Origin of the sequence: Planktothrix sp. FACHB-1365 (genome assembly GCF_014697575.1) — a bacterium.
Classification (GTDB): domain Bacteria; phylum Cyanobacteriota; class Cyanobacteriia; order Cyanobacteriales; family Microcoleaceae; genus Planktothrix.
The window spans coordinates 82,552-106,445 of the sequence record NZ_JACJSC010000023.1 but is presented as its reverse complement, the minus strand read 5'-3'; the positions used below and the strand labels follow the sequence as shown (position 1 = coordinate 106,445).

The 23,894-nt window shown below is 39.1% G+C and carries 18 protein-coding genes and 2 tRNA genes; 13 read left to right on the top strand and 7 right to left on the bottom strand.

The features are described from left to right. Nucleotides 1–257: 257 nt before the first annotated feature. On the top strand, nt 258–1,376 hold the full coding sequence (locus H6G57_RS20995; RefSeq protein WP_190522054.1) for an FAD-binding oxidoreductase: 1,119 nt from the start codon (nt 258–260) through the stop codon (nt 1,374–1,376). Here H6G57_RS20995 and glsA read toward each other — a convergent pair. Beyond that, nucleotides 1,369–2,316, bottom strand: coding sequence for a glutaminase A (gene glsA / locus H6G57_RS20990; protein WP_190522052.1), 948 nt, complete (start codon nt 2,314–2,316; stop codon nt 1,369–1,371). The two genes, H6G57_RS20995 and glsA, sit on opposite strands and share 8 nt — an antisense overlap. Nucleotides 2,317–2,459: 143 nt before the next feature. Between glsA and H6G57_RS20985 the strand changes: the two genes are divergently transcribed. From H6G57_RS20985 to H6G57_RS20970, 4 genes are all read left to right on the top strand, one after another. Then, nucleotides 2,460–2,533: transfer RNA gene (locus tag H6G57_RS20985), tRNA-Asp, on the top strand. Nucleotides 2,534–2,661: 128 nt separating this feature from the next. Next, nucleotides 2,662–3,813, top strand: a complete 1,152-nt coding sequence (locus tag H6G57_RS20980) for an alanine--glyoxylate aminotransferase family protein (protein WP_190522050.1) — start codon at nt 2,662–2,664, stop codon at nt 3,811–3,813. Nucleotides 3,814–4,076: 263 nt separating this feature from the next. After that, nucleotides 4,077–4,667, top strand: coding sequence for a Panacea domain-containing protein (locus H6G57_RS20975; protein ID WP_190522048.1), 591 nt, complete (start codon nt 4,077–4,079; stop codon nt 4,665–4,667). Then, a complete protein-coding gene (locus tag H6G57_RS20970) occupies nt 4,639–5,037 on the top strand; it encodes a type II toxin-antitoxin system RelE/ParE family toxin (protein WP_190522046.1) in 399 nt (132 codons plus the stop codon). Before H6G57_RS20975 ends, H6G57_RS20970 begins: the two co-directional genes overlap by 29 nt. Nucleotides 5,038–5,418: 381 nt before the next feature. Here H6G57_RS20970 and H6G57_RS20965 read toward each other — a convergent pair whose 3' ends face one another. Then, a complete protein-coding gene (locus H6G57_RS20965) occupies nt 5,419–7,107 on the bottom strand; it encodes a DUF3352 domain-containing protein (RefSeq protein WP_190522044.1) in 1,689 nt (562 codons plus the stop codon). 213 nt (nt 7,108–7,320) lie between these two features. Here H6G57_RS20965 and H6G57_RS20960 point away from each other — a divergent pair, with 213 nt between their 5' ends. Together H6G57_RS20960 and H6G57_RS20955 are read left to right on the top strand one after the other, a co-directional pair. Next, nucleotides 7,321–8,982 carry a GspE/PulE family protein gene (locus tag H6G57_RS20960; protein ID WP_190522042.1) on the top strand — a complete coding sequence of 554 codons (1,662 nt, stop codon included), beginning with the start codon at nt 7,321–7,323 and terminating at the stop codon, nt 8,980–8,982. A gap of 51 nt (nt 8,983–9,033) precedes the next feature. After that, nucleotides 9,034–10,713 carry an AarF/ABC1/UbiB kinase family protein gene (locus H6G57_RS20955; RefSeq protein ID WP_190522040.1) on the top strand — a complete coding sequence of 560 codons (1,680 nt, stop codon included), beginning with the start codon at nt 9,034–9,036 and terminating at the stop codon, nt 10,711–10,713. 3 nt (nt 10,714–10,716) lie between these two features. On the opposite strand, the gene H6G57_RS20950 is transcribed toward H6G57_RS20955, so the two are convergent. Beyond that, nucleotides 10,717–11,145, bottom strand: coding sequence for a type II toxin-antitoxin system VapC family toxin (locus tag H6G57_RS20950; RefSeq protein WP_190522038.1), 429 nt, complete (start codon nt 11,143–11,145; stop codon nt 10,717–10,719). 2 nt (nt 11,146–11,147) lie between these two features. Next, nucleotides 11,148–11,486, bottom strand: a complete 339-nt coding sequence (locus tag H6G57_RS20945) for a type II toxin-antitoxin system HicB family antitoxin (protein WP_190522036.1) — start codon at nt 11,484–11,486, stop codon at nt 11,148–11,150. Between the two features lie 200 nt (nt 11,487–11,686). Between H6G57_RS20945 and H6G57_RS20940 the strand changes: the two genes are divergently transcribed. Then, complete coding sequence (locus tag H6G57_RS20940) at nt 11,687–14,038, top strand: serine/threonine-protein kinase (protein ID WP_190522034.1); 2,352 nt, start codon at nt 11,687–11,689, stop codon at nt 14,036–14,038. A 48-nt stretch (nt 14,039–14,086) separates the two neighbouring features. Here the strand turns inward: H6G57_RS20940 and H6G57_RS20935 are convergent. Then, a tRNA-Met gene (locus H6G57_RS20935) sits at nt 14,087–14,159 on the bottom strand. A gap of 137 nt (nt 14,160–14,296) precedes the next feature. On the opposite strand from H6G57_RS20935, the gene H6G57_RS20930 reads away from it, so the two are divergent. Next, nucleotides 14,297–14,992 (top strand): hypothetical protein, encoded by a 696-nt coding sequence (locus H6G57_RS20930; RefSeq protein ID WP_190522032.1) that lies wholly within the window; start codon nt 14,297–14,299, stop codon nt 14,990–14,992. Between the two features lie 28 nt (nt 14,993–15,020). Further along, a complete protein-coding gene (locus H6G57_RS20925; RefSeq protein WP_190522030.1) occupies nt 15,021–16,460 on the top strand; it encodes a hemolysin family protein in 1,440 nt (479 codons plus the stop codon). A gap of 87 nt (nt 16,461–16,547) precedes the next feature. On the opposite strand, the gene H6G57_RS20920 is transcribed toward H6G57_RS20925, so the two are convergent. Together H6G57_RS20920 and lpdA are read right to left on the bottom strand one after the other, a co-directional pair. Then, nucleotides 16,548–18,218: an efflux RND transporter periplasmic adaptor subunit gene (locus tag H6G57_RS20920; RefSeq protein WP_190522028.1), complete on the bottom strand. Its 1,671-nt coding sequence runs from the start codon at nt 18,216–18,218 to the stop codon at nt 16,548–16,550. A 218-nt stretch (nt 18,219–18,436) separates the two neighbouring features. Beyond that, a complete protein-coding gene (gene lpdA / locus H6G57_RS20915; protein WP_190522026.1) occupies nt 18,437–19,867 on the bottom strand; it encodes a dihydrolipoyl dehydrogenase in 1,431 nt (476 codons plus the stop codon). A gap of 157 nt (nt 19,868–20,024) precedes the next feature. Between lpdA and H6G57_RS20910 the strand changes: the two genes are divergently transcribed. The 3 genes from H6G57_RS20910 to H6G57_RS20900 all read left to right on the top strand — a co-directional run bounded on the left by H6G57_RS20910 (nt 20,025) and on the right by H6G57_RS20900 (nt 23,890). After that, the gene (locus tag H6G57_RS20910; RefSeq protein ID WP_190522024.1) at nt 20,025–20,882 is read left to right on the top strand and encodes an amino acid ABC transporter substrate-binding protein; all 858 of its coding nucleotides are present in this window, start codon (nt 20,025–20,027) and stop codon (nt 20,880–20,882) included. Nucleotides 20,883–21,048: 166 nt separating this feature from the next. Further along, nucleotides 21,049–23,319 (top strand): hypothetical protein, encoded by a 2,271-nt coding sequence (locus H6G57_RS20905; RefSeq protein WP_190522022.1) that lies wholly within the window; start codon nt 21,049–21,051, stop codon nt 23,317–23,319. 4 nt (nt 23,320–23,323) lie between these two features. Then, nucleotides 23,324–23,890: a sugar O-acetyltransferase gene (locus tag H6G57_RS20900; RefSeq protein ID WP_242049047.1), complete on the top strand. Its 567-nt coding sequence runs from the start codon at nt 23,324–23,326 to the stop codon at nt 23,888–23,890. Nucleotides 23,891–23,894 lie beyond the last annotated feature (4 nt).

The following is a 23,894-nucleotide window of genomic DNA, read 5'->3' as shown; positions in this document are numbered from 1 at the left end:
TAAAGTATCGGCAACATTGGGATTAAATCTCGATGGAGTCAGTAGTGGTGCATTGACTACGCCATTAAGAGTTCGTATTTGGACTACTTAAGAATCCTCGTCGCTTGATTCGCGAGGAGTGTCAACACCGTTGCTCCTTTTTTTTACTTCCCTCTGCGCTCCTATTTCTACTACCTCTACGTTTGAAATCTAATATATTATATTTTGTAGTGTGGAATGTAAGTAGTAAAATTGTAAAATTTTCTAAAATTTGAGTTATGAATTCTATCGTTATTATTGGCTGTGGTATCGTTGGGGCAACCCTGGCTTATGAACTTTCCCAAAATCCCGATTTAAAGATTACAGTCATTGATCAAAACCCTCCGGCTCAAGCTTCAACAGGAGCTTCATTAGGGGTTTTAATAGGAATTATTAGCCAAAAAACAAAAGGACGAGCTTGGCGACTGAGACAGTATAGTATGCAACGTTATGAAACCTTAATTCCCGAATTAGAAGCCATAACAGGTCAAAAAATTCCCTTTAATCGTCAAGGAATTTTATTATTATGTTATGCCGAAGAGGAATTAGAAAAATGGCATAATCTTATCAATTTACGGCGTTCCCAAGGCTTTGAATTAGAATGGTTAAATCCAACGGAAATTCAAACTCGCTATCCTCAGATTAATACAGAAAAAGTGTTCGGTGCGGTTTATTCTCCTGATGATCGACAACTAGATCCCACGCAATTAACCTTAACTTTAGTTGAAGCAGCGCAACATCGAGGCGTAACCTTTCAATTTGGTGTAACGGTAGAGTTTTTAGAAGTATTAAAAACCCCAGACGAACAACAAGTTTGTCAACGGATTAAAACCTCTGAAGGAGACTTAAATGCTGATTGGGTTGTGATGGCATCAGGGTTAGGAACAACACCCTTAATTTCTCCCCTGGAAACTGAAAATTCAGGTAAAAAACCGATTAAAATTCGTCCGGTTTTGGGACAAGCGTTGCAAGTTCGTTGTGTTGAACCGTTAGGAACATTAGGGTTAGAACCTGTAATTACGGGAAATGATGTTCATATTGTACCGTTAGGAAATGCTGAATATTGGGTGGGAGCAACGGTTGAATTTCCTGAAAATGATCAAGAAATTTTAGTGACTCCTGAACCCTTGGATTTAGTATTAAAAGGAGCGATCGCCATTTGTCCAGCTTTAGAAAAGGCAACGATTCTTAAAACCTGGTCGGGGTTACGTCCTCGTCCTGAAGGGATTCCCGCTCCTGTTATTGGCAATTTACCCGGATTTTCTAATATTTTATTAGCCACTGGACATTATCGAAATGGGATTTTATTAGCACCCGCAACGGCTCAGGAAATTCGACAATTGATTCAGTCTAATTAAACACACTTAACCCTAAACTTTGAGCCATTGTTTGAATCAAAAATAAACTCCCCACAGAATTTCCTTCGGGATCAAGGGGGGGACTGTAACAGGCGATCGCACCTTGTTGCGGAATAATCGATAATACAGCCCCACTTACCCCCGATTTTGTCGGGAGTCCCACCTGTACCGCAAACTGTCCTGATGCTTGGTATAACCCACAGGTCATCATTAACGCTTTCACCATACGACAGCAAACTTGCCATTGTGGCTGGGAGGGTTGGGCTAATAACAGACCCAATTGAGCTAAATCTGAAATCGTGGCTGATAAACAACAAATTTGGTTATAGGTATCGAGGGTTACATCAGGATTATCGATATAACCGGACGCTTGTAGGGTAGCAATCAGCCTTTGGTTTTTGGGGTTGGGAACAGAACGCACCGACTCCAGAATGTCTTGATCTAAAACGAGATCACAATGGGCAAATTGATTTAACCAAGAACAGAGATAATCACAGCGAGAATCGGCATTTTGTCCGGGGAGTAATGCGGCTAGAACGATGGCCCCACTATTTAACATCGGATTACGGGGCCATCCGTCATCGGTTTGAAGTTGTTCGAGGGAATTGAAGGGTTGATCGGAAGGTTGAACACCGACCCGCTTGAACACCTCATCTTCTCCTAATTCCACCAGTCGATTAAGTAATAAAAGCGGCTTAATCACACTCATCAACGGAAACCGGAGGGTGGCGTTTCCAGTTTGGTAAGATTTCCCGGTCAGGGTGAGGATTTGTACCCCAAATTCCTGGGGGTTGACCTGAGCTAATTGGGGAATATAGGTGGGTAATTGACCCAATTGACTCCGCCGTTGGGCTTCCTTAACCCAAGTTTCCAGTCGTTTTTGAGTTAATCCGTCTAACTGTTTAAGCCCTAAATTCACTCCTGAGTGCTCCTGATTCATTTTCTTTAGTCTAGCGTTTCCCCTTCTTGGGTCATTGGCCAACAGTCCATCCAGACCCCCAAAAAAAAGTTTCTAGGAGGTGTTGACAAATTCAAAAAAAGCAGTAATAATAAAAATTGTCGCAAAAAAAAGAACGACAGCAAGGGACTGTAGTTCAATTGGTTAGAGCACCGCCCTGTCACGGCGGAAGTTGCGGGTTCGAGCCCCGTCAGTCCCGTTCTTAAGTCTAAAAACAAAACGCCTGCACTAATCGATTTTCGATTTGTTGAAATAGATGGAATCCCCGTGCGTTTACGCCGGGGCGGATGTCAAAGCACAATAATAGTATTGAGTCAAAAATAATTTATGAGTTTAGTTTCACCTTCGGTTAATGATAAAAATCGCGTTATTCCTCCAGAATTGAATGTTCCTCCCCGTCTGTTGCTAGGGCCTGGGCCATCCAATGCTAACCCGCGTGTATTGCAAGCCTTGGCGATGTCTCCCGTCGGACACCTTGACCCCTATTTTCTGCAACTGATGAATGAGGTACAAACCCTATTGCGCTATGCTTGGCAAACCGATAACCCCATGACTATCCCCATGAGTGGGACGGGAAGTGCGGCGATGGAAGCGACTCTGGCGAATATTGTTGAACCTGGAGACGTGGTGTTAGTGGGGGTGATGGGGTATTTCGGCTATCGGTTAGTCGATATGGCGGGCCGTTATGGGGCTGATGTGCGAAAATTAGTCAAACCCTGGGGTCGGGTGTTTAGTTTGGAAGAATTGCGCCAAGGGATAGAAACCCATCGTCCCAAGGTGTTAGCACTGGTTCATGCAGAAACTTCTACAGGTGCTTGTCAACCGTTAGAAGGGTTAGGGGAATTGTGTCGAGAATTTGATTGTTTGTTATTAGTTGATACTGTTACCAGTTTAGGCGGTGTGCCGTTATTTTTAGATAGTTGGGGCGTGGATTTATCCTATAGTTGTAGTCAGAAAGGGTTAGGGTGTCCCCCTGGTTTAGGGCCGTTTACCATGAGTCCTCGCGCCGTTGAAAAATTGAAAAATCGGTCAACCAAAGTGGCGAATTGGTATTTAGATGTATCGCTTCTGTCTCAATATTGGGGTCAGGATCGAGTCTATCATCATACTGCCCCTATTAATATGAATTATGCTTTGCGAGAAGCTCTCAGAATTTTAGCACAGGAAGGATTAGAAGCCAGTTGGAATCGTCATTTAACCAATGCTAAATTATTATGGGAGGGGTTAAACGATTTGGGATTAAAGTGTCATGTTCATGAAGATTATCGTTTACCCACATTAACAACAGTTCGTATTCCTGAAGGAGTAGATGGAAAAGCTATTTCTCGTCAATTATTGACTGAATATAATATTGAAATCGGCAATGGTTTAGGAGAATTAGCGGGTCAAGTTTGGCGAGTTGGGTTAATGGGATATAATAGCCGTCCTGAAAATGTTCTGTTATTATTATCGGCGTTAAAACAAGTTTTAAATCGTTAACTTCTCCGGTGGGCTATGCCCACCATCTTGATTTTTTTGGGTGTATAGTCCATCGTAAAACTACCCAACTATTGCCTTACCCTTAGTGAACTTAGACAAATCTTCAGAGGCTGAAATCTAGCCCTTTATTCAGTCGGTTTTCATCTTTGCTTCTAGTTTTAAGCACACACTTGAAAAAACAGTTAATCTTTAATCTTAACAATTTTTTTGAGAGTTGGTATAATGAAAACAGCAAGCTTAAAGATGCCGAAGGGGGGAGGCTTATGTTGAGTTGCCTTGATGTCGCTAAATATTTCATCATCAAAGCTTATGAAGATGAGAAAGAAGCCGACATGACAAACATGAAGGTTCAAAAATTGCTCTACTATGCTCAAAGCCTTCATTTAGCTCTTTTTGATCAACCTTTATTTAAAGAGGAAATTCAGGCTTGGCGTTATGGCCCTGTCTGTCCTAATGCTTATCAGTTTTATAGCTGTTTTGAAGCACAGCAGCTAGATATTCCTGAGCCAGATTTTTTAGAAAATATTTGTCAAGAGAAAAAAGAACTTTTAGAGGAAGTTTGGCAATATTTTGGTGAGCATCATGCTTACTATCTTAGTGGCATGACCCATTTAGAGTTTCCTTGGATCAATGCGCGTAAAGGACTCCCTAAAGAAGCTCGTTCAACCGAGCCCATCTCACAGGATGATATGAAAGCTTTAGGACAGGAAAAGCTAGAAGAAATAGAACAAAATCATCCTGACTATAAAACTATTGTTTCCTATCTTCTTCAGAAAGCATTTACCCCCAAGAGTTCCCCTGAATATGTAAAGCAAGGAGAAGTCTATGACTGGCTTAGTTCCCTTCTCTCTTGAAAAAGAAGAAAATTTTCTACGAACTCTTGGAAAAATAGTTAAATCATACAAATCACAGTCAGAGAAGCAAAAATTTATTGAATTTATTAGTCAGTGGATAGAAGAAATTATTCGTGATCCACAACTCCCTAAATCACGTAACGAGCCTTTGCCTAAAAATTGTCCTATTCAAGAAGGGTGGCAATTTAGAAAACTTTCATTAATTTATGGTCTAGGGGCATCAGGACAAATTCGCTTGATGTATTTATTTAATGATGAACAGAAAATTATTAAGGTGTTATGGATCTATAGTCATAAAGATTTTGAAAAACGTCCCCCCGATAATGATACTAAAGATATTATTCAAAAGGCTTTAGGAAAGGGAGATTAACATTAAATAAACCCTAAAATTATCAATCTAAAACTTGAGATCCCATTAATTCAACAGTTTAATAATTAATATGAAATCCCATTATGAACGCTACAGATGATCCCCCCCAACCCCCCTTAAAAAGGGGGGAGATGTGTAGCCAACATTTAAAGATTTCATATAAGCTGCTCCCTATAAAATTTTCCCCAAGGACAAACCAGAAGAAAGCCATCTCTCATAGGGGTTTTACATAAAAAATAATAACCCCATGTAGGAGAGTCCGTAACTACATGGGGTTTGTTGTTTCATCACCGCTAGGACTTACACAGAAATCGAATTTCTTAACTAAAACTTTAATTTTTGCTCCTAAATTAAGGCGATAAATTTGGTTTATTGAATCAACTAACGCAGTCTTAAAAATACTGTTGCGTGTTGAACATTTCCCACGCGATCGCTACTACTAATTGTAAACGATCGCAAATTATCAAAAAAGGGTTTAGCGGAAAGTTCCACTAATTTAAACAGAGGTAATTGTTGATTCAAAAAGTCTCGACTGGTTAACCAATTGAGATAGAAATAACCGTCATGGGTTTGGGGTAAGACTTCAAGACTGGCTTTAAAATCGGGATCTTGAGTAATAATATTTGCCGTTTTTGCCACTTCTAAGGCTTCATCCATAGCTTCAACAGAAGTGGTAAAAATTTCATATTTCCCGACTGTTGAATGGACTCCTTTTGCATTAGCTTGAATTAACCGGGTTTGGGTTTTCGTTTTATCCTTTTTCTCCAAAACCACCGGGGTTAATTTTGTCCAAGCTGAAAGGGTATTATTATTAAGATTAAATGACCCCACACTATAGCCTTGTGCTGTCGCTATTTTATCTAAATTTTCAATCGATTGAGCCGCATTCTCTGAACGTTCGGCGACAAAAACCCAGTCCCAGTTTTCATCCCCATGAGGAACAACCGCTAAGGCATATTCTCCCGTTACCCAACTAAAAATATCTTGAGGTAAATCTAACCCCCATAAGGTTTTAATTCCCTCTATGGGTTGGTCAACAAATTCTGCTAAAGCTGGATTTACTGAAACAATTTTTGAGAAGTCTGTCCAGAGTTGTTTTAAGTCTTTTCCGGCAATTAATAAGGGACTATTGGCACTAATATAGTTTAATGCTTCTACAGGTTTGGAAAAGGCAGGAAAAGGATTAATCGTATCTGATTCTAGGGCTGTAATTAATGTCGTTTCTGCTAAAAGTCCTTTCGGGTTAATTCCTAAAGATACGGCTAAACTGGGTTGTTGACTAATAAATTCTTCCGGTTGGTCAGTGACTAATTGCCAATTTCCTAAATTAAAAAATCCAAATCCAACTCCCCTGGGTTTTAATTCTTGTAAAGCTTTTTGATAAGATTCCGATTGACTTAAATTTAGATTAGCTTGTACCGTATTCAACGCTTCTTTCATCACTTTGGGATAGTTGGCAAATAACACAAAGCGATCATTAATCATGGCGGTGACTAAACTCGGTGCATCATCAATATTCCCTTCAAAGGGTCTACGATAAACTAATTTAACTCCTCGATATTGATCAGAAATAATATCTAATCCGGCTTTTTCTTGTTTCTGCCAAAATTGATCTATAACTTCTTGACTTTTTTGAGAATTTCTGGTTGATAAAGCGACAAAATACCCCGGTTGTTGACCATTATTTGGATCTCGATCTACATCGGGGGTAACTAATGCCCAAGTGATTTCATTTCCTAGCCAAGGTTGAATATCCCGACCATAATTTAACCCTGTGTTCGTTAAAAGACTTTCTTTAATTGGGTTTAGTTGAATTCGATTATTATTACTTTTTTGGGAAAAGGTTAAAATCTTTCCAACGGATTCTAACCGATCTGGATTCACTAATAATGAAACCATTGCGGGTGCAGTTCGAGGAACAAACATCGCCGCCTCTGGGGCTGTTTTTGTGCTACCTGTTACTAAGGAGGCGGGATTTTGACCCGACAGCCAATAAAACCCCCCAATTCCCAGGAGTCCCAAAACGACTAGACCAATCACTAAAATTTTAGGAAATGAGCGTCCTTTCATAAATTTAACAGTTGAGCGAATAACAGTGCCCGATGGGAGTTCATTCTCTATTATGCGTTAATTGTGTCCTGTTGATATAGATGAGAAGGATTGAAGTTAAAAAAGTTTAAAAAATATTCCTTCCCTTTATAATTATTTTAGAGGAGCGATTAGTGTCTCAGTATTTCTCAACTTGACTTTAAATTTCATCACCTTCATCCCAGAGCTAACCCTATGACTTCAAGCACACCCGTTTTATCAGCTTGGCAACAACTGAGGAATCAAAGTATTACCTGTGAACAAGCTTTAAAAAATTTAGTTGATGACCAGGGAATTTTAAACCTAAAATTATTAGATCGGGATGTCAGTTTCAGATTTTTTCGAGAATTTCCTGATCGCAACATTTTACCCCCCGTGATTCCGTTATTATTATGGCGAAATTGTTATTATTTAGGCTGTCCGGTAGAAGTCTCAATGGATGCCTTGAGAATGATGGGCGATCGCACCTTTTCTGATATTAAAATTATCCCCATTGATGACAAAAGTTATCGCGCTTGGTATCATGCCCAAAATCTTGACCCCCATCGCATTAGTTCCACCCCATTAATTAACCCTTTAACGGGAGAATTAGAATCAGAAAATGTTAGTGAAACCACAGAATTATATCTATCAAAAGCAGCCGATCAGCTAACTCGAATTAAAACCTTAATTTCAGGAGCTTTAAGAAATCGTGCCAGCGATATTCATTTAGAACCTTCTCAAGACGGCTTAAGAGTTCGCTATCGAATTGATGGTTTACTTCGCAATATTACCCTCTTACCTGCGGATATTGGACGCAAAGTGATTGTGGCAATTAAAGTTATGTCTAATATGGATATTGCTGAAAGTCGTCGCCCCCAAGATGGTAGAATTGGAGAGAATTATGTCTCTGAACAAGACTTACAAGTAGCCCTCGATATGCGCGTGAGTACCCTGCCTTGTGTGGGGGGAGAAAAAGCCGTTATTCGATTATTACCTCAAGAAAATCCCTTTTCTGGATTACAGGATTTAGGCTTTTCTGAAAAAACACTTAATATTTATAAAAGTTGGCTCTGTCAACCCCAGGGAATGATTATTTTCACCGGGCCAACGGGGTCAGGAAAAACCAGCACCCTTTATAATAGTTTGTTAGCCGTTGCAACAGAAAATGTTAATGTGGTTACGGTTGAAGATCCCGTTGAATATGTTTTACCCGGCATTACTCAAACTCAAGTTCATGAACGAGCAGGAATGACATTTGCTGCGGGATTACGGGCGATTTTGCGACAAGATCCTGATATTATTATGGTAGGAGAAATCCGCGATCGCGATACCGCAGATACTGCTGTCCGTGCCGCATTAACCGGTCATTTAGTGTTAACAACTTTGCATACTAATGATGCTATTGGTGCAATTCCTCGATTAAAAGATATCGGCCCTGATCCGGGATTAATTAGTGATGCTTTATTAGGAATTGTCGGACAACGGTTAACCCGTCGCGTGTGTCCCCACTGTGCCGAAGCTTATACCCCAACGGCGATAGATTTAGACCTTTTAGGGTTAGAATTAAAAGAAGCAAACCCCAGCAGTTGGCGCAAAGGTCGAGGCTGTTCTAACTGCTTTTATTCAGGCTATTCAGGGCGAGAAGCGATAGTAGAATTATTAGCTGTAGATGATCGAACTCGTCAAATTATTTATGAAGGAACCCTAACAGAATTACATCGTTATTTACATGAAACTGGCTTTTTATCCTTTCGCATGGCTGCCATTGAAAAAGTAACAACTGGAGCGACAACTGTTGAAGAAGTTCAGCGTGTTTTACCCCGCAGTGCCCTAGCTCGAAAATTCTCAATAAATGCCTCAGTAATGCAATCCTAAAAACTGATTTCTAACGGCTCAAATTTTATTCATTCTTATCTAATCTTTCCCATGCTCACTCAACTTGATTCTAAACCGCTTCGCTGGCAAAAAACTCGATATTCTCCCTTAACGAGACAATTAGATGTTTTCACCGCCTGCGGACTGTTTATGTTCTTTTTGTGGTGGGATAGAAGCCTTGCTAATAATACCTCTCGACAGAAACAAAAACGAGCCCGTTGGTTAGTTAAAACCATGTTAGATTTAGGGCCAACTTTTATTAAAATTGGCCAAGCTTTATCGACAAGAGCCGATATTTTACCCTTAGAATATGTTGAAGAATTAGAGAAATTACAAGATAAAGTTCCACCCTTTAGTAGTGATCAAGCCGTTGCTATTATTGAAGCCGAATTAGGCAACTCTTTATTTACATTATATCGAGATTTTGATGAACAACCGTTAGCGGCAGCGAGTTTAGGACAAGTTCATAAAGCCAGACTGCATACCGGAGAAGATGTCATTGTTAAAGTCCAGCGTCCAGGGTTAAAACAATTATTTGATTTAGATATGCAAGCAGTCCGACGAATGATTCAGTTTTGTCAACAGAATTTTAGTTGGTCAAAGCTTTATAATCTTGATGAGTTATATAATGAATTTTTTATGATTTTATATCAAGAAATTGATTATATTAAAGAAGGTAAAAATGCTGATCGCTTCCGAGAAAATTTTAAAAATTATCCAGGTATTTTAGTTCCTAAAGTGTATTGGAAATATACCACCCATAAAGTTTTAACAATGCAATATTTACCGGGAATTAAAGCGGATGATCGAGACAAATTACTAGCCTATGGAATTGATGTTAAACGGTTAAATCAGTTAGGGATTTGTTGTTATTTAAAACAAATTCTTCAGGATGGTTTTTTTCAAGCCGATCCTCACCCCGGAAATATTGCGGTTAGTGTGGATGGGAATTTAATTTTTTATGATTTTGGCATGATGGCAGAAGTCAAAGCTTTAGCCAAAGATCAAATGATTAAAGCCTTTTTTGCGGTCTTAAAAAAAGATACAGATGTGGTGCTAGATACTTTAATTGATATTGGATTAATTGAATCTGTATCTGATATGAAACCCGTGAGAAAAATGGTAAAGTTTTTATTAGAAGAATTTACGGAAAAACCCGTTGATTTTCAGATGTTTAATCAAATTAAAGAAGAAATTTATATCATGTTTGAGCAGCAACCCTTTCGTTTACCTGCTCAAATGATGTTTATTTTAAAGTCTTTAACCACCTTAGATGGTCTAGCCAGAACATTAGACCCTAAATATAGTTTAGTCGCTTGTGCTCAACCCTTTGTCAAGAGTTTAACAATTTCTCAACAACGGGGTAATTTAGTCGGAGAGTTAGCAAAACAAGCACGAGATTTTATTAAATTTAGATTACAACAACCGAGTAAAACAGAGGTTTTAATTCGACGTTTAGAAGAACGTTTGGAAGAAGGCGAGTTACAAATTAGAGTCAGGTCTGTGGAAAGCGATCGCGCCTTAAAACGAATTAATTTAGCGTTAAAAAGTTTAATTTATATCTGTTGGACAGGATTTACTTTAATTGCGGGAGCGATTTTATTAATTGGAAATTATCAAGGATGGGCGGTATTGGTCTTACTTTTATCAATATTAGGGTTATGGATGTCGGTGCGATCGCTCTTTAATTTGGCTATTCGTGAACGCTTAGATCGCATTGCAGAAAGTTAAGGGTTAAACTGTCCAATCTTCTATTAATAAATTCGGTATTTTTTCAAAATCTTTCCGGTTACGAGTGACTAAAATTCCTTGTTGAGACAGAACAATAGAAGCAATTTTTAAATCTTGTGTTCCTATCTTAATTTTTTGACGTTTTAATTCTGTATAACAGTTACAAGCTTGCTGATCAAAATCAAGGACATGAATATTGTGAAAAAATTTCACTGTTTTCCCTAAGTTTGCATAAGCTTGTACTAAGCTATCACCTGATTTCAAGTTATTCATCTCGTTAATTACTTTTAGCTGTCCTCTAACTTGTTCTTCTACGCTAATAATTGTAACAGCTATATTATTGGGATTAATTCTATAAATACGCTGTACAACCTTAGAATTCCTTCTCTGAAATTCAGAAACATGATCTGTATCTAAAACCCATAAATTCATAATTATTCCTCCTCGGCATCAATTTCGTTACGGTAATCTTGAATAGCCTCTAACACTTTCTCAAATAGAGGATCATTTTCAAACATTCCCGCAAATTGTAACCAAGGATGCTCAGGTTGAGGAATTTCAATTTCTAATTGAATAATTTCTGTATCCTTAAAAAATGCTTGGAGACGCTGAGATAATTTTTGGAGGGCCTCATCTCTGCTATTAGCTGATGCTTTTAAACTGGGATAGTCTAAAACAAAGGTTTGATATTTCCCATTTTTCAGTCTTTTGATCCCCACTTCATAATTAACTTTATTAACCGAAGTGATTAGGGGAGGAGAGTTAGTTAACATTATGCAATTTAACCTCAATATTATATTGATTTTAACAATTTTATTGAAGTTAGTCAAGAATCAGCGAGCGCTCTTTAATAGGGGGATTTGAGAAAGGTTAGATCGAATGGCATAAAGTTCAAACATTAAACGTATAATTATAGAAGAGGAGACCAGACTCCTTTTGATGGATAATCAACGTTAATACCAGAGCTAAAATTATGGTTTGCTGTTTAAATCCAACCTGTGATCAACCGGAAAACCCAGAAGGAATAACCTACTGTCAAAGTTGTGGTACAAAATTAATTGAACGATTACGAGACCGTTACAGACCCACTGATTTTCTCGGAGAGGGAGGGTTTGGTCGCACTTATCGCGGGGAAGATCTAGATCGGTTAAATGCGCCTTGTGTGATTAAACAGTTAGCCGCGAAAGTACAAGGAACCTGGGCTCTAAAAAAAGCAATTGAATTATTTCAGCAAGAAGCTCAACGAATACAATCATTAGGTGAAAATAACCCCCATATTCCTACACTTTATGCTTATTTTGAAGTTGAAGAACAACTTTATTTAGTTCAAGAATATATTGAAGGTCAAAACTTATTACAGGAATTACAAATTCAAGGACTTTGGAATGAAAAACAAATTAAACATTTACTACTAGAACTGCTTCCCGTCCTTCAGGATATTCATAGTAAACAAGTCATTCATCGGGATATCAAACCTGAGAATATTATGCGACGTTCTCGTTCAGGGGGTAAAGGAGAATTTGTATTAATCGATTTTGGCGTTTCTAAACAACTATCAGCCACCGCGAAAGTAACAACCCAAATCGGAACTCGTTTAGGTTCCTTTGGGTATGCACCTTTTGAGCAAATACAAGCCGGAGAAGCATACCCAGCCAGTGATTTATTTAGTTTGGGCGCTACTTGTTTTCAGTTATTAACTGGAGTTAGCCCCCATGAACTTTGGTTAAAACAAGGTTATAGCTGGATAGAAAAATGGCAAAGCTATTTAAAGCAACCGTTAAAAGATCCTCAATTAAAACAAGTTTTAAATCAATGTTTAAAAGAAGATTGGCAAGATCGTTATTCATCTGCTGAAGCAGCATTAAAAGCTTTAAACCAGAAAACAGTTCCACCCCCTCAATCAACTGTAGTTCAATCCGTATCCGATCCAAAAATTCCCCCTCAATCTAAATCTAAACCCCTTCCCCCACCTCCAAAAATTAATACAACCGTTATCTCACAAACAAAAAGCAAAACCCCTGTTAAACCAATTACTCCTCCTAAAACCACCCCTAAAAAATCAGGATTTAAGTTATTTATTACCTTATTTTTATTCGGATCTTTTCTAGGAATGGGAAGCAGTTTATATCTGGTCTGGAAATTTCAATTATGGAAATATATCGATGCTCTGGCGAATGTTCAGTCTCAGGAGAACTTAACAACTTCTAATCCTTCCCCCGTAGAAACGGTTGAGCAACCTTCTGTAGCCGTTACGAACCCTCCCATACCAGAACCCGCACCCTTAGCATCCCCCACTGTCACTCCAACGCCAGAACCCACACCCTTAGCATCCCCCACTGTCACTGTCTCCCCCGTCGCCACCACACCCCCGACCCATGCTGTTGTTCCTTCTCCGCCGAAAAAGCCATCTCCAGTTCCAGTCTCAGTCACCCCTGTTTCTTGGGTGAAACCGAGTTATATTCATTCCTTTATTGGTCATTTAAACCGAGTTCGTTCTGTTGCATTCAGTCCCGATGGTAAAACCTTAGCTAGTGGTAGCGATGATAACACAATTAAACTTTGGGATGTAATTGGACAAGAACGGATGACTTTGACAGGACATTCATCTTCTGTTTACTCTGTCGCGTTTAGCCCGGGTAGCAAAATATTAGCCAGTGGCAGTTATGATACAACAATCAAACTTTGGGAGGTTGAGACGGGAAAATTAATCGCAACTTTAACAACACCTGATTGGGTTCATTCTGTAAAATTTAGCCCGGATGGTAAAATTTTAGTGGCTGGAATTGGGGATAGCACAATCAAATTGTTTGATATAACGACGGGGAAACAACTGGCTAATTTTACAGGACATTTAGCCCCAGTGAGATCAGTTGCTTTTAGTCCCGATGGTAACATTTTAGCCAGTGGCAGCAACGATGGAAATGTTAAACTTTGGGAAGTTAGCACCGGAAAACTTCAAGCCACTTTAGCTGGAGCAACAAAGGTTAATAGTATTGCTTTTAGTCCAGATGGTAAAATTTTAGCCAGTGGTGCTTCTGATCGAACGATTCAACTTTGGGATGTAGCAACTGGGAAAATTCTGGCTTCACTTCAGACTAATCAACAACAAGTTGTAGGCGTTGCTTTTAGTCCAGATGGCACAACTTTAACATCAACTGATTATGATGGGGGTTATAATAGCACAATTAAATTTTGGAATTTGGCAACTCAGCAGGCTATTAGCGAGTTAAGTAGTAATGATAGTTTATCTATTAGCTTTAGCCCTGATGGCAAACTTTTATCGATTGTGGTAAAGGAAAAAATAAATGTTTGGCAAGGTCAATAAAATCTGTAATTCGCCTTCACAGTGAGAGATTTCAGGATATAACTTAAGTGCGCCCTACTGGAATCGAACCAGTCTGAAGGCGAATTATGAGTTCGCTGCCTCCCCAATCGGCCAAGGGCGCTTCCAATATATAGAATACCATACCCACAGGTAAGATTGTTAATTCGGCTTAAATTTTGAGTCGGCTGTGTAGGTGATAGCATATCCTCAAGGCATTAGCCGTTAAAATAGCGAGTTAAATCATATCTAAATCTTGAGATGGGACTAAATTCAACTGTTGTTCTGACTGTCGTTTTACTGACCATGATGTTTGGGGCTGGCTTCACCAGCGCGGTTTGGGGTTATGGTTTGGGTCGTTCTGCGTTAAAAGAAATTACACAACCGGATGTACGCCCCAACAACTTAGCCAATAAAAGTAAAAATGGCACTCGCCATGAGGGCGTGATCTTACTGCAAGAAAAGGATATCTTGGCAACGGTCAAGAAACGTATGGAAGGCAAAGATACAGAAGTGGCAAGTGCTGGCAAAAATGCCAAGAAGCCGAATTCTGCTCAAGCCCAAAAGCCGAAAACTGAAAACGCCGCCTCAGCATCAGCGAATAATAAATCGGTGTTTCCCATTGTCAGCCGTGATGGGGGGGTGAGTTTGGAAGTAATGGAGGCGACTCGTCAGGGCAATTCTTTAGTTTTAAGTGTTAATTTAAAAAATGAAAGTCAACAGTCGGTGCGCTTTCTTTATAGTTTTTTAAATGTTACCGATGATAAGGGTCGAGCTTTGAGTGCGAGTGTTGAAGAATTACCGGGTCAATTACCTCCCAATAGCAAAGTCTATTCAGGAACCGTTACAATTCCGACAGCATTAGTCGAAAATTCTAAAGAATTGACCATGAGTTTAACCGATTATCCTGACCAAAAAATGCAGTTACAGATGTCAGGAATTCCAGTGGCTCAATAGACTTCTGGATTTTCTGAAAAGGTGATTCATGACTCTGACAACTCAAGATGTACTGGGGCGATTGTTCTCAGTGCTATTTTTAATTACAATTAATGCCTTTTTTGTAACCGCCGAATTCTCGATGGTTTCGGTGAGGCGATCGCGAATTAATCAACTGGTAGATGAAGGAGATGCTCCAGCAAAAACAGTTCAACAATTGCAACGCCGAATCGATTTATTTCTTTCGACCACTCAGTTAGGAATTACCCTTTCAAGTTTGGCTTTAGGATGGATTGGAGAAGCAACGGTGGCGATGACGTTAAAGGATATCCTGACGCCTTTACCTCTCCCTGCTGCTTTTCAAGAGGCGATCGCTCATTCTTTAGTATTGCCGATTTTTGCCTTTTTCTTAATTGCTTATTTACAAATTGTTTTAGGAGAATTATATCCCAAGTCTTTAGCATTAGTTTATCCTGAACAGTTATCTCGGTTTTTAGCTCCTCCGAGTTTAGCGATCGCTCGTTTTTTTAAACCCTTTGTTTGGAGTTTAAATCAATCTACCCGGTGGTTATTACAACTCTGTGGAATTCAGTTTAGTGGACAACCCTACACACGAGTTACGCCGGAAGAATTGCAATTAATTATTACCACATCCAGTGAATCCATTGGTTTAGAAGCTGAAGAACGGCAATTATTAAATAATGTGTTTGAATTTGGGGATGTGGTGGCGGAAGAAATTATGGTTCCTCGTACCAGTATTGTTGCTATTCCCAGTGATGCCACATTTCAAATATTGCTGAATGAAATGATGATTTCTAATCATTCTCGTTATCCAATTATGGGGGAATCTTTAGATGATATTTTAGGAACCATTGATTTTCGAGATTTAGCTAAACCTTTAGCGGATGGGGTATTATCTCAAAATAGTTTAATTACGCCTTGGGTACGCCCAGCGCGATTTATTTCTGAACAAATTCCGTTGAATGAGTTATTATCTTTAATGCAGCGATCGCAGTTACAATTAGTGATTGTGGTGGATGAATTTGGTGGAACGGCGGGATTAGTCACGATTCAAGATTTAATTGCTGAAATTATTGGCGATCGCTCTGACCCCACAGAAGCAGAAGATATTACCGTTCAATTTGTTGATGAACAAACCTTTTTAGTTCAAGCTCAATTAGACTTAGAAGAACTGAATGAACGTTTAGATTTAAACTTACCCTTAACAGAAGAATATCAAACTTTAGGAGGATTTTTAATTTATCAACTTCAAAAAATTCCCACCGTCGGTGAAACATTCCGTTATCATGATTTAGAATTTACAGTTCTTTCAACTGATGGCCCTCGTTTAGATCAAATCGAAATTCGGATGCTCCAACCCGAAACCCTGGATACAATACCAGAAACCCTGAGTTTCCCAGAAGTTGAAGAATCTCCTGATATTGATAGTCCTGAAATTTCCGAAAGTTCCGAAGAAGAATCCCGATGATTAAGGATAAAAACGCCCTCAATTTATCTGGAGGTACAAGTTCATATCCATCGGAAATTCTAATCCGAAAACTTCCTAAATCTACTTCTAGGGTTGATCAATTTTTCCTTTAAAAATATCCTCTAATTTTTGTCCCTTGGGTAACTCGATAAACACTCGTTCTCCCGGTTGTAACCCTTTTAACACTTGAATTTGATTCCCCATTTGAGAACCAATAGTAACGGGGTGAAATTCTGGTTTATTATTTTCATCAGGAAGTAATACCCCCGATTGACCTTTATTGGTGACAATGGCAACGGTGGGAACAACTAACGCTTGTTTAAGTTTCTCCCCAATAAACCGTAAATCCACATTCATTCCCGACTGAAGTTGATCTTTTCCTGTTTCGATCAAAATTCGAGCTTGAAATAAGGTAACATCCCGTTCTTTAACGGCTTCGGGTGCAATCAGATTAACTCGACCTTTAAACACTTGATCGGGATAAGAATCGGCAATAATTTCAACAGGTTGATTGGGTTTAATTTGAGCAATATCTGCCTCTGGAATTTTCGCTAACACTTCTAAATCTTTCGCTAAGGCGACAATTGAAGTCGAGGTCGCCGAACTGGCATCAGAAGCCGAAGTCGCCGGAGTCACAAACGCCCCTTCAACGGCATAACGTTGGGTAATAATTCCGGCAAAGGGAGCACGAACTTTAGTATCTTCTAGTTGCACTTGATAAAATTTAACTTGACCTTTCGCTTCATCAACTTCAGCCTTTGCAGTGGCAATTTCTTCAGAACGAGTCCCATTTAATAACTCGTTTAATTTACTTTCAGCTTCCGCCACTTCAGCTTCCGCCCGGTCAATTTCTTCAGAACGAGCTCCTTTTTCTAATTGATTTAAAGCTTGACGTTCTTGTTCAACATTGGCTTGTCGTTGTTGAATTTGCGATCGCCGACTTTCTTGTAATTGTTCTAAGCGTTTTTCAGCTTCATTTTGTCCAGCTTGTAACCGTCGTTCATCCCGCAAATATTCATCTAATTGATCCTGAGAAATTGCCCCTTCTCCTTTTAAATCTTGATAGCGTCGTACCCGTTCTGATGCTAATTTTAATTCAGCTTCGTTAGCATCAATTCGGGCTTTTGCTTGGGCAATCTCATCATTTAAACTACCAGATTGAGCGTCTTTAAACCGAGCTTGAGCTTCCCTTAAACGAGCTTGAGCTTGAGCAATTTCTTCGGGACGACTTCCCGCTCGCAGTTGAGCTAAATTCGCTTTCACTTGATTTAACCGAGCCTGGGCTTGGTCTATTTCTTCTGGTCGGGTTCCCGTTTGCAGTTTGTCTAAATTAGCTTGAGCACGGTCTAAACGAGCTTCGGCTTGCTGGAGTTGGGCTTCAATTTCGCCACTTTCCATCCGAGCGACCACTTCTCCGGCTTGGACGCGATCGCCTTGTTCGACATATAATTGTGCTAACCGCCCTTGGGTTTTGGGGCTGAGGTTCACCCGGCGGACAGGTTGCACCACACCACTAGCGGTGATTTTAACGGTTAAATCCTTCGCTTCCACAGGAACCGTCAGGGCTGTGATCAGATCTGGATTCACTTGGGAACGACTTTTAACCAAATGCAACGCAACGGGAATGCTCAACAGTCCTGTCGCCAGCACTGCAATAATCCAGGGTTTCCATCGCCGTTGGGGAACTTCCGAAAACTGAACGGGATGTTTAACCTCACCATTACGTTGTGCAGTTTCCTCTTTTGGGCCAGTTAACATGACAGATGCGGGTGCGAGTTGATTCGCAACAGAATCAGCCGTTAAGTCTCAGACAGGATTCTGTCGCTATATCAATTCTAACGATTCCCGTTAATATTTCTTGATGTTTCTTAACTTTGATGGGAAGATGAGGGGACAAGAAGACAAGGGGGACACCTACGAGGTTTAAATTTGGGCAGGAAAACCCTGCCCTTACGGGGTTTAATCAGATCAATTAATTAATGACCGCCAACCCCAACAACAGCCCGTTTATACGCTTCATCTAACACTTCTGAAAGGGTAGGATGGGTATGAACAGAAAAGACTAAATCGTGAACAGATTGACGTTGATACATGGCATTTGCGGCTTCTTGAATTAAATCAGAAGCATGAAGACCAAAGATATGAACCCCTAACAATTCACCCGTATCTTTACGGTAAATCACTTTAGCCATTCCTTCCGTTTCTCCTTCTGCAATGGCTTTAGAATTACCCTTAAAATAAGTTCTGACCGTAGCAATTTCAAACCCTTCTTTTTCTCCCAATTCTTTAGCGGCGGGTTCGGTTAAACCGACATAACTAATTTCTGGATGGGTAAACGCTGCGGCGGGAATACTGCGATAATCGACTTGACGAGAACGCCCACAAATTGTTTCTACAACAGCAATTCCTTGGGCGGATGCAGCATGGGCTAACATCATTTTACCCGTAGCATCTCCAATTGCCCATAAATGGGGAACAGGTTCACCACCAGATAACACTTCTAAGTGATCATTGGTGGGAATAAAACCGCCCCGAATGGGTTCGACATGAACCGATTCTAACCCTAAGTTTTTACTAACAGGAATGCGTCCGGTGGCGACTAAACAAGCATCCACTTCTAAGACTTCTTCAACCTCTTTGGTTTTAGTATCTGCTAACTCAATAATAACCGGAGAACCGGGGGTAACTTTTAAGGCTAATTTGCCAACTTTGGTTTCAATATCACGAGGCGTAATTAAAACTCGTTGGGCTAATTTAGCAATATCAGGATCGAAGGTTGGCATTAATTGATCCAACGCTTCAATCATCGTCACTTCACAACCTAAAGCGGTATAAACATCAGAAAATTCTAATCCAATATAACCGCTTCCAATAATGGCAATCCATTGCGGCAGGGATTCTAATTTAATCGCTTCATCACTGGTAAAAACCGTTTGATGATCAATCGTAATTCCAGGGGGTACAAAGGGCACAGAACCCGGTGCTAAAATAATATCTTTAGCCGTAATTATTTTTTCACCATTGCTGGTTTCAACGGTGACTTTATTCGGCCCTGCAACCTTTCCCCAACCTTGAATGACATCAATGCCTAAGCGTTTTAAACTATTGGTCATGTCACCCCGAATTTTAGTGACAATATTGTTAGCATGGCTGGCAATTTGTTGACGATCAAAACTGACTTGTCCTAACTGAATCCCTAAGTTTTTTAAGTGATGGGTGTCGTGTAATTCTCTAACTCGTCCTGATGCGGCTAATAACGCTTTGGAGGGAATGCAGCCCCGGTTTACACAGGTTCCTCCCATTTCAGCTACTTCAACAATCGCGGTTTTTAAGCCACAACCGACGGCATGGATAGCAGCCCCATGTCCACCAACTCCGGCACCAATAATCACTAAATCGTAATCCATATTCTGTTACTACTCTGTTGGGATTAAAAAATATTACCGTTTTCCTTGTCCCTTGCCAACTGAATCCCGTTTACAACGGCTAGATCTGTTCCGGCTGACTGATCATTTTTGCGGTAAGCTAGATTCGATTACTGTGTTTGTAGGGATCTATCATAACATGAAAACCAAACTAGCCACGATGGCATTGAGTTTAATTTTATCGGTACTTTTACCGTTACCCAGTTTAGCTGGAACAGTTTTAGAAGACATCAAAAGAACCGGAGTTTTAAAAGCTGGAATTCGGCAAGATGCACCCCCATTAGGATTTGTTTCTGCCGATGGAAAATGGGAAGGATATTGTATTGAATTAATGGAATTATTAGGAAAACGATTACAAGATCAGTTACAACTCAATCAACCGATTGAGGTACAATTCATCCCCTCAACCTTGGAAAATCGAGAACAATTGGTAAAAGAGGGAAAAGTGCATTTAGAATGTGGCCCTAATACAATTATGCGAAATCTTCCCCCTGGAATTGTCTATTCTGATCGCTTTTTAGCAACGGGAGTTCATTTATTAGTTCGACCGGATAACCAAGCTTATATTCAACCATCAGGAGCTTTAGAAAATATTTCCATTGGGGTTCTACCTGCCTCTTTAACTCAACAGTTTATTAGCAGTCGTTATTCTTTAGCAAAAGTTGTGGAATATCCAGGAGTTGACGGTCGAAAAAATGCTGTGGAAGATGTGGTTCAAGGTCGTCTGAATGCCTTTGCCAGTGATGGATTATTATTAATTGGGGAAGTATTAAGAAATCCAGCCATTTCCACTCAAGATTATGCTTTAGTTCCCCAGGAACCTCTAACTTGTGAATTTTATGGCATGATTCTTCCTGAAGGAGATATATCTTGGATCAATACCGTCAATTCTTTGATATTAATCGAAGAAACCGTTAATATCTTAACAGGACTGTATGGCAAGAATTCTGAGTATGTGAAAACTTTAGAAGCGGCTCATAATAAATGCCTATTATAGTTGAGTAAAATTGCAGATAGAGCTAACCCAACGGTTTAAGGTTTAAAGGGGTATCCTTTGGTATCAGTAGGGATACCCTGATTCTAGTCAAAACAGTTGTTTTTTCCTCTAAAAAATGTCACACTATTAATAATTTAAGTGATCGCGCCCGATTTGAGGCAATAGTATGAGCGATATCAACGGCCCCAAACCAGTTCCCAGTCATACATCCTCTTCATCTATTTTATTTCTCAATCGCTGTGTTGAGCAGATCTTTACGGACATTTTAGATCCAAATACACCCCTGTTTAAACCCAATGTTGTGATTTTGGGAGAATCTTATCCTGAATTCAAAGCAATTCTTCAAGAAGCCCGACAAAATAACTATCAGCAAATATTACCCACCTTAATCGCTGGATTACAATTTATTTTAGGCCGAGAAGCTTATGAGAATAAAGATTTAGAATCGACTCTTTATCATTATCGTCGCAGTTTAGAATATTGGCCATCGGCTTTAGCTCAAGGCGATTTAGAAATGCTATCTCGTCCTGACCTTGACACGATTCTTCCCAATCAATTTATTGAACAAATGGGTGGAATTTTATTTCATGTCGGGTTATGTTTTATCTCTTTAGCTCAGTCTAATACCAGCGCAGAAAAAAATATAAATTGGCAAGAAGCAAAAATTTATTTTGAGCAATGTATAACCGTTTTTGAAAAAGCTAATCGCCCTGATTTGGTCTCTAAATTCATTGGAGAATTAGGTGAAGTTTTACGACACCTAGAAGACTGGGAAACCTTACAAAAAGTGGCTCAAAAAGCGATTAATTTACATATATCTTATGGTTCAGAAGCCCAATTAGCACAAGATTATGGCTTTTTAGCCGAAGCTGCTTTGCATGAATCCAAGTGGGCACACGCCAATCAATTAGCGGAGTTAGCATTAGCAATTCAAGGTCAATCAATCTATGATGATCCAATGAGTACCAGCACAGAATCTCATAATCCTTATCTTTATTTACTAGCAGAATCCAAACAGGAATTTCAACAATGGCAAACAACAGTTAACCAATTAGAAGAAGCTTTACGAAAAAGCAATGTTGAGGATGATCCTAAAGGTTATTTAAAAATTTTAACAGCCTTACATAAGCTGTATTTGGATCAAGATTTATATACTCAAGCTTCCCGTTTAAAAGAAGAAAAAATTAGAATTGAATATCAATATGGATTACGAGCTTTTATTGGGGTGCGGACATTGCAACCTCAATCCCACCCGAATCATAAACAACAGTCTATTGCTTTAGAAATAGAAAATTCTAATCGTTTAAAGGATGTTCATACTTTATTAGAACGGATTCAAAACCCCGACAATAAACTGATTGTTCTTCAGGGAGAATCTGGCGTTGGAAAAAGTTCATTACTCAATGCAGGAATTGTCCCGATGTTGTTAGAACAACGGTCTCGAAATCCTAGTATTGCTCGACCTATTTTACTGCGAATTTATACGGATTGGTTACGAGAACCAAACCCCAAAACCTGGAACTTGAATCCGGTTTTAAATTTACTTAAGCAAAATGATCAAAATCAGATTCCAACGGTATTAATTTTTGATCAGTTTGAAGAGTTTTTTGTGGTTTGTCAGCAGTTAGAACAACGATTACCTTTTTATGAATTTTTAAAAGAAAGTTTGATGCTGACTTCAATTACGGTGTTACTTTGTTTAAGAACTGATGCTTTACATTATTTACTAGAATGCGCTCATCGTACTAACCTAGAGGATATTATTCACTCTGAGATTCTCTCCAAAAAGGTGATTTATGGTTTAGAAAACTTTACAGTAAGTCAAGCACAAACGTTCATTCAAAATCAAATTGAACGCGCTCAATTTAAAATAGAACCTGATTTAATGTCTCAATTGCTTCGGGATTTAACCGTTGATATTGATCGTATCCGACCCATTGAACTTCAATTAATTGGGACTCAATTACAAGCTCATGATATTCAAACTTTAAATCAATATGAACAGCTTGGAGAACATCCCAAGCAAAAATTATTAGAACATTTTTTAGATGAAGTTATTCGAGATTGTAGTGCTAAAAATGAACGAACAGCAATTAAAATTTTGTATGGGTTAACCAACGAGCAAGAACACCGCCTGCTAAAAACTAGCAAAGAACTAGCGGAAGAATTAGATACAGAATTTAGTAAAATAGAACCTTTATTAGAAGTTTTAGTTGAAGAAGGATTAATTTTACATATTCCTGATATTCCTGATGATCGATATCAACTGACCCATGATTATTTAGTAGCGTTAGTTCGTCACCAAAAAGGAGAACGATTAATTGCTAGGTTAGAATTAGAACGGGATAAAGCTCAACGCAAAATTATTGAAGAGAAACCCAATAGTTTTGTCAATCGTGCAATTGCTTCTGTTTTACGTTGGATTAATACTGATTAATATTATGGAAAATATCTCCCAAACTGAACAAGAAAAAATGCTATCAGGGGCATTATATTTCGCTAATGATGCTGATTTAATTAGTGCCCGCCAACGAGCTTCTAAACTGACTCGTTTATACAACAATACAACAGAAGAACAATTAGAAAATCGTCAAGAAATTCTATTAGAATTATTCAATAAAATCGGAGATAATTTATATATTACTCCCCCCTTTTATTGTGATTATGGGTGTTATATTAAACTGGGAAATAATGTTTATATGAATTATAATTGTATCATTTTAGATTGTAATTTTGTTGAAATTGGTGACCATGTTTTATTAGCACCTAATGTTCGAATTTATACCGCTTATCATCCCATTGAGCCTGAATTACGTCTAACAGGAAAAGAACTAGCTGCACCGATTAAAATTGGTCATAATGTTTGGATTGGAGGGGGTGCTATTATTTGTCCAGGGGTAGAAATTGGCGACAATACGACCATTGGAGCGGGGAGCGTTGTTGTTAATAATATTCCTGAACGAGTTGTTGCGGCGGGGAACCCTTGCCGGGTGATTCGGACGTTATAAAAAG